The 13,256-nt window shown below is 63.4% G+C and carries 12 protein-coding genes; 4 read left to right on the top strand and 8 right to left on the bottom strand.

Annotation, left to right across the window (positions count from 1 at the left end; translation table 11 throughout):
- From tkt to FQ705_RS14445, 3 genes are all read right to left on the bottom strand, one after another.
- A complete protein-coding gene (tkt, locus tag FQ705_RS14455) occupies positions 1-2,082 on the bottom strand; it encodes a transketolase (RefSeq protein WP_144142031.1) in 2,082 nt (693 codons plus the stop codon).
- A gap of 277 nt (positions 2,083-2,359) precedes the next feature.
- Positions 2,360-2,908 (bottom strand): cupin, encoded by a 549-nt coding sequence (locus FQ705_RS14450; RefSeq protein ID WP_144142029.1) that lies wholly within the window; start codon positions 2,906-2,908, stop codon positions 2,360-2,362.
- Positions 2,909-3,150: 242 nt separating this feature from the next.
- Positions 3,151-3,444 (bottom strand): hypothetical protein, encoded by a 294-nt coding sequence (locus FQ705_RS14445; protein WP_144142027.1) that lies wholly within the window; start codon positions 3,442-3,444, stop codon positions 3,151-3,153.
- 154 nt (positions 3,445-3,598) lie between these two features.
- Here FQ705_RS14445 and FQ705_RS14440 point away from each other — a divergent pair, with 154 nt between their 5' ends.
- Positions 3,599-3,835 (top strand): hypothetical protein, encoded by a 237-nt coding sequence (locus tag FQ705_RS14440; RefSeq protein WP_144142025.1) that lies wholly within the window; start codon positions 3,599-3,601, stop codon positions 3,833-3,835.
- 37 nt (positions 3,836-3,872) lie between these two features.
- Here the strand turns inward: FQ705_RS14440 and FQ705_RS14435 are convergent, their stop codons facing one another.
- Positions 3,873-4,118, bottom strand: coding sequence for a DUF6723 family protein (locus FQ705_RS14435; RefSeq protein WP_144142024.1), 246 nt, complete (start codon positions 4,116-4,118; stop codon positions 3,873-3,875).
- 229 nt (positions 4,119-4,347) lie between these two features.
- Here FQ705_RS14435 and FQ705_RS14430 point away from each other — a divergent pair, with 229 nt between their 5' ends.
- Together FQ705_RS14430 and FQ705_RS14425 are read left to right on the top strand one after the other, a co-directional pair.
- Positions 4,348-4,593, top strand: a complete 246-nt coding sequence (locus FQ705_RS14430; RefSeq protein ID WP_144142022.1) for a hypothetical protein — start codon at positions 4,348-4,350, stop codon at positions 4,591-4,593.
- Positions 4,590-6,947, top strand: coding sequence for an FdhF/YdeP family oxidoreductase (locus tag FQ705_RS14425; protein ID WP_144142020.1), 2,358 nt, complete (start codon positions 4,590-4,592; stop codon positions 6,945-6,947). The genes FQ705_RS14430 and FQ705_RS14425 overlap by 4 nt, the downstream gene beginning before the upstream one ends.
- Positions 6,948-6,968: 21 nt before the next feature.
- Here the strand turns inward: FQ705_RS14425 and FQ705_RS14420 are convergent, their stop codons facing one another.
- The 4 genes from FQ705_RS14420 to FQ705_RS14405 form a co-directional block, all read right to left on the bottom strand.
- The gene (locus FQ705_RS14420; RefSeq protein ID WP_409934716.1) at positions 6,969-8,225 is read right to left on the bottom strand and encodes a c-type cytochrome; all 1,257 of its coding nucleotides are present in this window, start codon (positions 8,223-8,225) and stop codon (positions 6,969-6,971) included.
- Between the two features lie 26 nt (positions 8,226-8,251).
- Positions 8,252-9,874 (bottom strand): GMC family oxidoreductase, encoded by a 1,623-nt coding sequence (locus FQ705_RS14415; RefSeq protein ID WP_144142016.1) that lies wholly within the window; start codon positions 9,872-9,874, stop codon positions 8,252-8,254.
- Positions 9,875-9,876: 2 nt separating this feature from the next.
- Positions 9,877-10,326 carry a sugar dehydrogenase complex small subunit gene (locus tag FQ705_RS14410; RefSeq protein WP_144142423.1) on the bottom strand — a complete coding sequence of 150 codons (450 nt, stop codon included), beginning with the start codon at positions 10,324-10,326 and terminating at the stop codon, positions 9,877-9,879.
- Between the two features lie 176 nt (positions 10,327-10,502).
- On the bottom strand, positions 10,503-11,588 hold the full coding sequence (locus FQ705_RS14405; protein WP_144142421.1) for a porin: 1,086 nt from the start codon (positions 11,586-11,588) through the stop codon (positions 10,503-10,505).
- A gap of 443 nt (positions 11,589-12,031) precedes the next feature.
- Here FQ705_RS14405 and FQ705_RS14400 point away from each other — a divergent pair, with 443 nt between their 5' ends.
- Entirely contained in the window at positions 12,032-13,255 is a 1,224-nt protein-coding gene (locus FQ705_RS14400) for an AAA family ATPase (protein ID WP_144142014.1), read from the top strand.
- The last annotated feature ends 1 nt before the right edge of the window (position 13,256 follow it).

The raw sequence follows: 13,256 nt of genomic DNA, 5'->3' as shown, positions 1-13,256 counted from the left end.
CTACTTCTGAGCACTCTTCCTGACGCGTGCAATCTGCTGCTTTGCTGCGTCGTACACATGCTCCGGCGTGAAGCCGAACTTCTTCTTCAGATCGGACAACGGCGCAGACGCGCCGAACGTATGCATCACCACCTGGGCGCCGTGTCGTCCCACATAACGATCCCAACCGAGTGACGCGGCCTGTTCGACACAAACGCGCGCATCGACATCCGAGGGCAGCACCGAGTCCTGATACGCCTCGTCCTGTCGCTCGAAAAGATCCCACGACGGCATCGACACCACGCGCGCCGCGATGCCTTCGCTCGCGAGCTTTTCGTACGTGTCGACGCACACCGACAACTCGCTGCCGGTCGCCATCAGGATCACTTCCGGCTTCTTGCCATCAGGCGCATCGGCGAGCACATAGGCGCCCTTGCTCACGCCGCTCGCCGCGGCATAGCGGCTGCGGTCGAGTGTCGGCAGCGCCTGGCGCGACACGACGATGCACGCGGGCCGCAGCGGGTCCGCCAGCGCCACGCGCCACGCCTCGGCAACTTCATTGGCGTCGCCCGGACGCAGCACGGTCAGCCCCGGCACGCCGCGCAAGGAAGCCATCTGCTCGATCGGCTGATGGGTCGGACCATCTTCGCCGACGCCGATCGAATCGTGCGTGAACACGAAGATCGACGGCACTTCCATGATCGCCGAGAGGCGGATCGGCGGCTTCATGTAGTCGCTGAAAATCAGGAAGGTCGAGCCGAACGGCCGCAGGTTCGACAGCGCGAGCCCGTTGACCGCGGCGCCCATCGCATGCTCGCGAATCCCGAAGTGCAGATTGCAGCCGCCATAGTTATCGTGCTCGAAACTGCCCGCACCTTCGAATTTCAGATTGGTCTTGGTGGACGGCGACAGATCCGCCGCGCCGCCGATCATCCATGGCACACGCGCGGCAATCGCGTTGAGCACCTTGCCCGACGAATCGCGTGAAGCAAGGCCCTTCGGGTCCGTGTCGAAGGTCGGAATGTCGCTGTCCCAACCAGCCGGCAATTCGTGCGCCTCGATCTGCGCGAATTCGCGCGCAAGTTCCGGATACTGCTTGTTGTAGGCGTCGTGTTTCGCGAGCCATTCGGCGCGAGCCGCCTTGCCGCGCGCGCCGATGCCCTGCGCGAAACGCTCGCGCACGCCGTCCGGCACGTAGAAAAATTTGTCCTCGGGCCAGCCGTAGGCCTTCTTGGTCAGCGCCACTTCTTCGACGCCGAGCGCCTCGCCGTGCGCAGCCGAGGTGTCCTGCTTATGCGGCGAGCCCCAGCCGATGATGCTGTGGACCACGATCAGCGTCGGCCGGTCGGTGATGCTCTTCGCTTCGACGAAGGCGGCTTCCAGCGCGGCCGCGTCGTTCGCATCGTTCACATGCAGCGTGTGCCAGTTGTAGCCGCGAAAGCGCGTTTCCACATCGTCGCTGTAAGCGAGATCGGTGTGGCCTTCGATCGTGACGCGATTGCTGTCGTAGATCCAGATCAGATTGGACAATTGCAGGTGACCCGCCAGCGAAGCCGCTTCGTGCGAGATGCCTTCCATCATGTCGCCGTCGCCGCACAACGCGTACACGCGGTAATCGAACAGCGGCGCATCCGGCTTGTTGAAGTGGCTCTCGTACCAGCGCGCGGCCATCGCCATGCCCACGCTATTGCCCAGACCCTGGCCCAGCGGGCCGGTCGTGGTTTCCACGCCCGTGGTCATGCGGTACTCGGGGTGGCCCGGCGTATTGCTGTCCAGCTGGCGAAAATGTTCGATGTCGTCGAGCGACACGGCGGGCGAACCGGTCGGCTTGCCGGCGTGGTCCACGGCCTTGACGCCGGCCAGATGCAGGAGCGAATACAGCAGCATCGAAGCGTGTCCGACCGACAGCACGAAGCGGTCGCGGTTCGGCCAGAGCGGCTCGTCCGGGTCGTAGCGCAGATGGTTTTGCCACAAGTGATAGGCAACCGGCGCCAGCGCCATCGGTGTGCCGGGGTGGCCGGAATTGGCCTTCTGCACGGCGTCCATCGATAGCGTGCGAATCGTGTTGATGCACAGCTGATCGAGGGCGGGATCGTTTTGCATGGGACACTCCTTGTTCGGCGGTTAAAAATGTGACCGCAACGCGAGGCTTTCCGCGCACCGGCCAACCGTTGTTCGTGAGGAAGAATGCATGAGGTACCGCTGCCAGGCTCACCGATGATGCGCCGATGCGCGCAACTCTGCACGGCGCGTTACATCCGGCACACATGCCGCCGTTCGACGAGGAAGCCCGGATCTTTCAAGGGGCTTGCGAAGTCGCTCGACACATCCTCGACATACCTGCGCGACGTGTACGCGACTTGCACATGGCCAGCAGCGATCAGACCGCGCCGCCCAGCCAATGTTCGACGAGCGGCCCCTGCCGGCCGTCGATGGGGTCCAGTAGCGGAAACGGCAAGGCCTCCATGGCCGTTTGCTCGTCCGGTGTGAGGGCTTCGCGACGGATATCCCATTGCTGGCCCTCCGGGTAACCCGCCACCACCCGAAAATGCCGTGCGAACGATTGCAGGCAATGGCCGGTGCCGGCCGGCAAAAGCAGCGCGTCGCCGGCGGCGATCGTGATGACTCTGCCGCCGGGGCCGCCGATGATTACCTGCGCCGAACCGCCGGTCACACCGAGAATTTCGTGTGCCGTCGCGTGGAAATGGTGATAGTCGAAAATGCCGTCTCGCCATTGCGGCGGCCACTCGTTGCGCTCGAACAGGATTTCGAAGGCAGCGGCGAGGTCGCCGCTGTCGGGCGTCAGCACATGCCGGTAAATCACGACCGGCAACCGGCGATTGTTCGGTACCCAGTCGTGGGGCGGCAGCATGAACGCTTCGTACTCGGTCTGCGCCGCGTCGAAGCCGTGCTTTGAATCGTTGAACATGGTTTGCTCCTGTGCGTCCGGATGCCCGGCTTGCAGCCGCGGGTCGCCGTGCGCGAGGGCGGTGAAAGCATCGGGCGAGTCATCCGATGCCGCATAAAGCGCGCCCGCCTCGGCGCGTGCGCGTGCGAGCGCCACACGACGTGCCGCGCCAGGTCGATGGACGAATTTTGCAAACATATGAAGGTATGGGGGCCGTCTACCGCACTTGATTGGCAGCAAGCGCTCGCGCGCGGTGAGTGGCGTCAGACCTTGCGCTGCGATTCGCGCCCGCCGCCGCCCGCAGGCTCGCCATGGTTACCCGTGCCGAGCGGCACTTCCGGCGATTGCGTCGGGCGCTCGCTGGAGCGCGGCGGATTCGTGGCCTTGTCCACGCCGGTTTGCTCGACCGGCTCGATGCCAAGCGGGCTGGGCTCGATGTAGTGCGTGCCGCTCGGCTTGTTGCGTGCCTTCACCTCTTCGCTCACCTCGAACGGGTCGCGCGATGCCGCCGGGTTCGGGTCCGCCTGCGTAGACGATTGACTGTTTTGCTCTTGCATGTCGATCTCCTCGATCTGGGGGACTAAGTCATGTGCAGCAACATCCGGTCCCCGCCCGGTAAAACAATTGTAGTGCGACGCACCTGCCGATGGGCACAGCCGTTGCGGCGCCATGGGTGGAGGTCTGGATCATTTTTGTAAAAAGGAGAACCCCATGACGATCACCACGATTCGCGTGTCCGATACCGAAGTGCAGGTTGAACGCACGCTGTGCACATTTGCCAGGAAGGACGACGCCGACGCATTTCAGCGTTGCCTAGCCGATACCTCGATCGACAGTTGCTACCGCAGCCATCCCCCCTTGTCGGCGCGGCCCACGGTGCCCGATGAGCATCCCGACGACCCAGCCCGTGGCAGTACGATTTCGCCGTCGCTCGGCGGCATGCCTTGAAGTCCGGGCGGCGGTCAGGCGCGCCGGCGGAGTTCGCTCAATTCTCCGGCGCGGCGCGATCCGCCGCCACGATCTCGCGACCATAGTCGATCGCGGCGCGGCGCGCTTCGTCGGCCGTGGCGTAGGGCCCGATCTCGGGCGCACCGTCGAACGGGAACAGAATCCTCCGGTCTGCTTTTCTGACAACCTTCAGTCCACCTACGTAACGGCCGTCGCCTGTTCCGTGATAGCTGGCGTAAATCTCGAAGTTATCGTCAGCAACATCGGCCTTATGTCGCGCCATTTTTCTTTCCCTTATCCCTGCACCTGCTATCAGTGCGTCATGTCAGTTCCATCGCTGCGATCGGAGCGATCGCACGCGTGTCGGCGCCGTATCGCATACCTGCCGCCAGCTGATCGAGCAAGGCCCGTTCCACACGCCGTGCGCCGGGGCTGGCGCGCCGGTTGACAGCCGAAGAAGCATCCGTGGCATGGCTGTTGCGCAGGGCTTCAGGAGACCCATGGAGACGGCCATGAAACTATCGACGAGCACGAGCAACCGGTACACACGCCACCAGCTTCACCTGCGGCTACACACGCCGATGCCGCCTGAGGGCGACCCGGACGCACCTCTGCCCGCCTCCGACCCCGAGCGCCAACCCGACGACGACCCGGTCAGCGATCCAGCTCAAACACCCGAGGGCGACCCGCCCGCCGAGGCGCCGCCCCTCAGCGCCGCAATCGTTGCAGCCGCATTCATCCGGCAGGAGTCAGCATGAGCACGAGTACCGAAGAGCGAGGCCCGCAAGTCGTTCCGGCAAACGAGCCCGACGGCACGCCGATCAGGGCGTACCGGAATCCGGCGGGCGGCTGGGGGTCGCTCAAGGCAGTCGCGACGATCCTCGTGCAGCAACACGTGGCCGTCAACGGCAGCCGGGTGCTCGCCCATCAGAACAAGCCCGATGGCTTTGCCTGCGTCAGCTGCTCGTGGGCCAAACCCGCCGATCCGCATCTGTTCGAGTTCTGCGAAAACGGCGCGAAAGCGACGGCTTGGGAAATCACCACCAAACGCGTCGGCGCGGATTTCTTCGCCGACCATACGTTGAGCGAATTGCGCACGTGGACCGGCCTCGAACTGGAGTCGCGTGGCCGGCTCACCGCGCCGATGCGCTGGGACGCCGCCACCGATCGCTACGTCCCCACGACCTGGCAACACGCCTTCGCGGAGATCGCGAAAGAACTGCAGGCGCTCGATCCCAACGAGGCGGTGTTCTATGCATCGGGGCGGGCATCGCTCGAAACCTCTTACATGTATGCGTTGCTGGCGCGTCTCTACGGCACCAACAATCTGCCCGACAGTTCGAACATGTGTCACGAAAGCACCTCGGTCGGCTTGCCGAAGAGCATCGGCGTTCCGGTCGGCACCGTACAACTCGAGGACTTCGCGCATACCGACTGCATGCTGTTCTTCGGCCACAACACCGGGACCAACGCGCCGCGCATGCTGCATCAATTGCAGGACGCCCGCAAACGCGGCGTCGAGATCATCACTTTCAATCCGATCAAGGAGCGCGGGCTGGTCAGTTTCGCCAATCCGCAATCGCCGCTGGAAATGCTTTCGCCCGCGCAGACGCAGATCAGCACGCAGTACCACCAGTTGAAAATCGGCGGCGACGCGGCGGCCATCGCCGGGCTTTGCAAATATCTGATCGAATGGGACGACGAGGCCCAGCGTCAGCACGCGCCGCGCATTCTCGACGCCGCATTTATCGCCGAGCACACGCACGGCTTCGAGACGTTCGCCGACGCGATGCGTGCGATGACCTGGGACGAGATCGAAGCGCGCTCGCAACTGAGCCGCGCGGCGCTTGCCGACGCCGCGCACGTCTACGCGCAGGCGAACGCCGCCATGGTGTTGTATGGCATGGGCATCACCCAGCACCGCAGCGGCGTGCATAACGTGCAGATGCTGATGAATCTGCTGCTGTTACGCGGCAACATTGGCCGGCCTGGCGCGGGTATCTGTCCGATTCGTGGACATTCGAACGTGCAAGGCCAACGCACGGTCGGCATCACGGAAAAGCCCGAACTGGCGCCGCTCGACAAACTCCAGGAACTCTACGGTTTCGAGCCGCCGCGCGACAAAGGCCTGAGCACGGTCGAAGCCTGCCAGGGCGTGCTCGACGGCACCGTCAAGGCCTTCATCGGTTTGGGCGGCAATTTTCAGGTGGCGATTCCCGATCATCACGTGATGGACCCAGCATGGTCGCGCCTGCGGCTGAGCGTGCAGATCGCCACCAAACTCAACCGCAGTCACCTGCTGCATGGCGAAGTGGCTTATCTGCTGCCCTGTCTCGGGCGCATCGAAATCGACCGCCAGGCGAGCGGCGAGCAATGGGTCAGCGTGGAAGACAGCACGGCCTGCGTGCACGGCTCGCACGGGCTCACCGAACCGGCGAGCGAGACACTGCTGTCGGAGCCGGCGATCGTCGCCGGGATTGCCCAGGCGTTACTGCCGCCCAATCCCAAAGTGGACTGGCAAGCGTGGGTCGACGATTACGGTCTGGTGCGCGAGGCGATCGAACGCACCTATCCCGACCAGTTCAAGGACTTCAACCAGCGCTTCAGGCAACCAGGCGGTTTCCACCGTCCGCTCGCGGCCTGCAAACGCGAGTGGAAAACGCAGACTGGCAAGGCGAATTTCATCCTGCCCGACACGCTCGATGAGGACGCCGATATGCCCTCCAGCGACCCCGACGTATTACGCCTGATGACGACGCGCGGGGACAACCAGTTCAACACCAGCGTCTATGGTCTGGACGACCGCTTTCGCGGCGTGCACGGCACACGCGAGGTATTGTTGATGAATGGCGAAGACCTGACCCGACTCGGCTTCGCCGAGGGCGACGCGGTCTGCATTTCCACGGTGTCGGACGACGGCGTGGCGCGCGAGATCGACGGCATGCATGTCCACGCATTCGATATTCCAGTGGGCTGCATCATGGGCTACTACCCGGAATGCAACCGGCTGATTCCGCTCTCGCATCATGCAAAGTCGAGTCTGGTGCCGGCCTCGAAGTCGATTCCGGTCAGACTGCGCAAGTCGGCGGCGACCCGGCAAGTCGCCGCCTGATACGGCAGGTGGACGCTGCGCTCACCGCAGCTTCGCGACGTCCTTATCGCTCACCTGCGTTGCCGCCGGATTGCCGAACTGTTTCGTCACGTAGTTGGTCAGCGCGGCAATCTGCGCGTCGTTCAACTCCGTGGCGAAGGCCGGCATGCCGACGTCGTTGCCCGCGGTCTTGCGGTGCACGCCATGCAGGATCACCTGCACCAGATTGCCCGGGTTCGACGCACCCACCGTGGAGTTATGCAGCAGCGGCGGATAGTAGCCGTCCGGCGTGCCCTTGCCTTGCGCCTGGTGGCAGGTCGCGCAGTTGCCCAGGTACAGGCGGGCCGGGTCGAGGGTGCCGTCTGCAAGTGCCACGCCGCGCAAACGCGTGACATCCGTGGACGGTTTGCCCCACGCGCTTCGCGCTTGCGTGCTGCCGTTGCTCACGGCCGGAACCGTGTGGACGTAGGTGGCAATCGCGGCGATATCGGCGTCGCTCATCTTCGAGAAGCTGTGCTCGACCGCCTCGCCCATCGGCCCCGCCGCCTGCGCGACACCCGGCACGCTGCCGGTTTGCAGATACTGCACGAGTTGCGCATGCGTCCAGTTGCCGATGCCGCTGTCGGTAGCGGAGGTGATGTTGTAACCCTCCCATCCGGCCAGCACCGAGCCGCTCAGGAAACCGCTGCCGGTTTCATCGAGCGCCTGCTCCTGCATCGCGAAACCGCGTGGCGTGTGACACGTGCTGCAATGGGCGAGCCCTTGAACGAGGTACGCACCACGATTCCATTCCACGCTCTGATTCGATCTGGCCTGGTAGGGACCGCTCTTCAGGAACGCCCAGTTCCATAGGGTCAGCGGCCAGCGCATGTCGAGCGGCCACGGAATGTCGCTTGCGTGCGTCGTTGCATTGACCGGCGCGACGCCGTAGCGGAAATACGCGTAGAGCGCTTTTACGTCGTCGTCGCTGACCTTTGCGTAGGACACGTACGGCATCGCCGGATAAAGGTTATGGCCGTCTTTCGATACGCCCTGGCGCACCGCGCGATCGAAGTCCCGCAGCGTCCACGAACCGATACCCGTCTGCATGTCGGGCGTGATGTTGCTCGAATAGATCGTGCCGAGCATCGGCACTTTGAGCGGCAGGCCGCCGGCAAACGGCTTGCCCTTCACGGTGCTGTGGCAGGCCATGCAATCGCCGGCGGTCGCCAGATATTCGCCGCGTTTGATGAGCGCTGCATCGTTGCTACTCGTATCGGCCTGCGCCAACGCGGGCAGCGCGACCGCACCGGCGAGCAGCCAGAAAAAGGTCTTTTTCAGCACGTTCAAACTTCCTTCTTCAACTGGTCGGCCATGCGCAATGCGAGCGCGGCAATCGTCAGCGTCACATTGACGGTGCCCACGGTCGGCATCGTCGCGCTGCTGGAGATAAACAGGTTCGGGTGATCGAACGTGCGGCAATGCTTGTCGACCACCGAATCGCGCGGATCGCTGCCCATGATGGTCGCGCCGGTAATGTGGTTGTTCGGCGCGAATTCGTCCTGATACTCGATCTCGGTGCCGCCCAGCACTTTCGCCGCGTTCGCGTAGACCTCGCGGGTGTGCGCGGCACCGCGCTTCACGTAATCGTCGATGCGGTAGGTGATCTCGGGGCGTGGAATGCCGATCGCGTCCGCTTCCGTCTTGCTCGGCACGATGCGATTCTCGGGCGCCGGCAAGATTTCGTGGAAGCAGTCGAATTCGACGAAGCGCGCCGAACGGTCGCGAATCTGTGCGTCCAGGTCAGCCGGTTTGATCAGCTTGCCCTGCTTGAAAATCTTCTGCGTTTCCTGATCGATACGCGACAGGTTCGACAAATGGATCTTCTTGGCCGCTTCGGTCGAGCGGAATGCGCCGTCGCGGAAACCGATCAGCGAGGTCATTTCCTGCGGACCACGGCCGGGCCACAGTTTTTCGTCCGCGTAGAAGGTCACGCCGGTGCCGGGGTGATCCATCAGGTTGCGGCCCACCATGTCGGAGCTATTGCCCACACCGTTCGGGAAATCGTGGCTGGTGGACATCAGCATGATCTTCGGCGTTTCGATGCCGTTCGCGGCCAGCACGAAGTACTTGCCTTCCACGCGATGCTCGGCGCCTTGCGGGTCTTTGTAGAGCGCGGCGGTGATGCGCTTATCCGGGCCAACTTCGAGTTTGTAGACCACGGCGTTGTCGATCAGCTTCGCGCCGGCCTGCTCCGCTTTCTCGACGTGCACGATGCCGTTGTACATCGCGCCGATCGGACAGATCGGCATGCAGTTGTTATTGCCGCAGCAGGTCGGGCGGCCGTCGTACGGACGGCTGTTGCGCGCCACCGGTTCGGTCACCACGTGATAGTGCGAGTCGAACGCGTTGAGCTTGCCCTTGATGGTCTGCTCGTTATACGAGAGCGGCAGCGGCGCCATCGGATACGGCTGGCTGCGCGGCGAGCCGAGTTCTTCGTCCGTCGGACCCCATACGCCGAGTTCTTCTTCGGCGCGCTGATAGTACGTTTCCAGCTCCTCGTATTGCATCGGCCAGTCGCGGCCCACGCCGTACACGGTCTTCATCCTGAAGTCGTTCGGCATGAAGCGCCACGCGGACGCCGCCCAGTGCCACGTCGTGCCGCCCACCGCGCGAATGTACTGCGAGTTGAATTTGTGCTCGCCCTTCAGAATCAGATAATTGTTCGGCGGACCGTATTCCGGATGCGGCGCCCACGCGCTCGACGGATACGGTGCGGAGTTATCCGATTTGTCGAACTGGTTGCGAAAGCGTTCGACGATTTCCCAGCGCGGCATGCGCGGACCGGCTTCGAGGAGAATCACGGACTTGCCCGCGAGCGCCATCTGATGCGCGACGATCGCGCCCGCCACGCCCGAGCCGACCACGACGACATCGGCCTGGTCGTTTTTCTGTTGTGCATCCGCCATGCTTAGCTTTGCCTTTCGATGGGTTTCGCGGCCCAGAAGCCGGGCTTGTTGGGGCAGTACGACCGGACGATCAGCGTGTCGGAAACCACGTCGTACATCAGCGCCTGTTCGTAGGTGATCACGGCGTTGTCGACCGTGCCGAGATACCAGGCTTCTATGATTTTCAGTGCGAGCGCCTGTTGAGTCGCGTCGGCGGAACCGGCGGCCAGTGCGCCCGCCAGCTTCGGCAACTGCTGCGCGAGATCGGGCGCGGCTTTCTGCAACGCGGCCAGCAGGCGCGTGCCCACGTCGCGATCCAGCGTAGGCCGCCCGGTCAGCGACTGCGACAGGGTCATGAAGGCGTCGAGCGGCACGGCGGAGGTGTCGTCGGCGAGTGCCGTGAGCGTAAGCGAACCGGTCAGGCCCGCCACGGTCAACGCGAGGGCGCCTTGCAGCCAGCGGCGGCGCGTCATGCTCGACGCTTCACCGCTCGCGGCGAATTCGCCGTGAGAGTCTTGTGGAGTCAATGGTTGTTTTTCCCTTGTGAGGCGTTCTTCAATACTTATTCAGTTCGGCGCAGTCGCGACGCAACGCGATCCGTGCCGCGAGCGTCGCAGCACACAGCACGTTTCATGCCGCCCATGCAGGTCTAGAACTGATGCAGCATCCCGACATATGCGCCGGTCTGCGATTGCCCGACCAGCGGACTCGTGTTGTTCGACGCATCGCGCGGCGACGCCTCGAGCGAGAAGTCCGAGTTCTTGCCGTTGTTCACGTAGCCCACCGTGCCGTACAGGAAGGTGCGCTTGGACAGGTTGTAGGTGGTGCCGAGCACGTACATCATCGCGTGACCGGACGGGTCGTGAGAGACGTCGCCCGAACCGTCGCCGACCTTGATGTAGAAGCCGCCCGCGGTCACGGCCCAGCGCGGCTGGAAGTTGTAGGTCGCGCCGAGCCAGTAGTGATCGGCACTGTCGGCCACGCCGATCGGCGAGTCCGGCGCGGCGTAGTGCGTATAGGCGCCCTGGATCTTCACGGCGTCGAAATGCACGTTCGCGCCCACGAAATATTCGCGCGATGCCTGGAAGATATTGGTGAAACGGCCGTTGCTGTCGCGCAGTTCGTCGTAGATACCGCGCACGTCGAACAGCGTGGAATGATAGGTCAGCATGATGCCGTCCGAGCGGCCGTATTCGCCCGTCGCGCCGCTGTTGAACGCGCCCGGCTGATTGCCGAACGAGTATTGCCCCTGCACGTCGAAGCCCCAGAATACCGGGCTGTGATATTCGATGTTGTTGCTGGTCTGCTGCCAGTTGCGCCCGCGCACGAGCGAGGCCGACGAAAATGCCTGCTGCACGAACGGGTCGAATTCCCAGACGCCGTCGCTGTCGATAAACAGATTGCGCCCGGCCTGCAGCGTGCCCCACTCTTCGCTCTTCAGGCCCACGAACGCGCGCCGCGACCAGAGCCGCCCGCCGCTCGTCGTGCCGTTCATCACCTGCAGACCGGTTTCGAGGTTGAAGATCGCATTCAGGCCGCCGCCCAGATCTTCGTTGCCCTTGAGGCCGAGCATGCTGGTGCCCCAGTCGCCGCCTTCCGCGCTCCAGCGCGTCGAACTGCCGCCCGCGCTATTGTTGATGTGATTCAGGTATTCGAGGCCGGCGTCGAGTCGGCCATACAGTTCCACGCTGGTTTGACCGTAAGCCAGCGGACTCGCGACCGCGAGAGCCGCCATCAATTTTGTGTGTAGTCTCATTGTTTTGCCGTGAGTTTTTTCTGTCGCGGGTTGAGGCAAAGCGGACTGCGAATTGTCGAGCCGGATTGACTCGGAACGACTTGACGGGCAAAGCCGGTTTAATGCGCGCGCAGGCCATTGGCGAAAAGCAATGTTGTCAAACTACATACCTGGCGGTCGAACTATAGGGCAAGCTTGCTTGATAGCCTAACCGTTTAACGCAATAAGCTTTTGCGGACTGCACGCTCGACAGCCGCAATTGAAAATGAATTCAGAGCGCCCAGAGAATAGCCGTTGTTCGAGATTCGAGTATTGAAAGCCACCCAAGATAAGATAGGCGCTCATTGCGCCTGCGCCAAATCGAAACGCGCCTGACGCGCAAGCCTGGTGCATTGAAATGCGCCTGAAACACACTAGCCGACAATCGACCTATTCATTTCTCCATGACCGCGCCCGAACTGACCGAAGACGAAAATCTTGGCCTCTACCAACGTGCCACGGAAAAAGGCGCGGAATGGTGGCGCGTGAGCGTGGCTGACCGTGCGGAAAACTACCGCCTCGAACACGGTGTCGACGATGCCACGGGCGCCGGTGCCGTCGATATCGATCTCGTGGTCGATGCAGAAAATCTGCGCGCGAAACTGAAGAAATGGCGCCGCGAAGGTTTTGCCATCGACACCGGCAACGACGGAAGCGAGCCCGGCACGGCCGAACGGATCGCCTTCATGCCGGAGTTGCAGCGCGTCGCGGCCCTCGCCACGGCCTCGCGACGCAAGCCGGCGGAAGGCGGTGGTGAGACCGTGCGCATCGGCCAGCTCGACGTTCCACGCGGCATCGACAACCCGCTCGTGCCGCGCATCAACCCGGCCTATCTGTTCTCGACGCGCTTCAACGACATCGTCGAAGACATCGTCGAGAACCGCCGCGTGATGCTGATCGGTCATACGGGTGCCGGCAAGACCAGCCTGATCGAACAGGTGGCGGCGCGCTCGCTTCACGGCGTGCTGCGCTCGAACATGAATGGACAGACCACCGTCGGCGATTTTGTCGGTTTCTGGACGGTCAAAGGGGGTGAGACGCTGTGGGTCGACGGCGTGCTGCCCACGGCGATGCGGGAAGGTTTGTGGCTGATCGTCGATGAAATCGATTTCGCCGAACCGTCCATTCTGGCCGCGCTGACCGCCGTGCTCGAACCGCATGGCCGCCTCGTGCTGAAAGAGAAAGGCAACGAAATCGTGGCGCCCCATCCGGCGTTCCGGCTCTTCGCCACGGCGAATGCAGTCGGCGCGATGAGCCAGTTTCGCCATCTCTATCAGGGTTCGAATCTGATGAACGAGGCGTTTCTCGACCGCTGGCGCGTCTATCTGCTCGACTATCTGACGCCGCTCGAAGAAGCCGATGTGCTGATCCGCACCCTCGCGCCACACATGACGCGAGCGCTGGCCACGACCCTCGCCGCGATTGCCGCCGACTGCCGCGCGGCGTTCGCCCGCGAGGATCTCTCCAGCGCCTTCTCGACCCGTCGACTGCTCGACTGGGCGGAGCTGATGCTGCGCACCGGCGACCCCGAGCGTGCCGCCGGCCCGGCCATCTATGCGAAGGTCAGTCCGGAAGACGCCGCCCTGATTCGCGGCATCATCCGCCACCACATCGCGCCGGCGGCCTGAG

Source organism: Paraburkholderia sp. BCC1884, from assembly GCF_900996225.1.
GTDB lineage: Bacteria > Pseudomonadota > Gammaproteobacteria > Burkholderiales > Burkholderiaceae > Paraburkholderia.
This window is presented reverse-complemented; position numbering and strand designations above follow the sequence as displayed.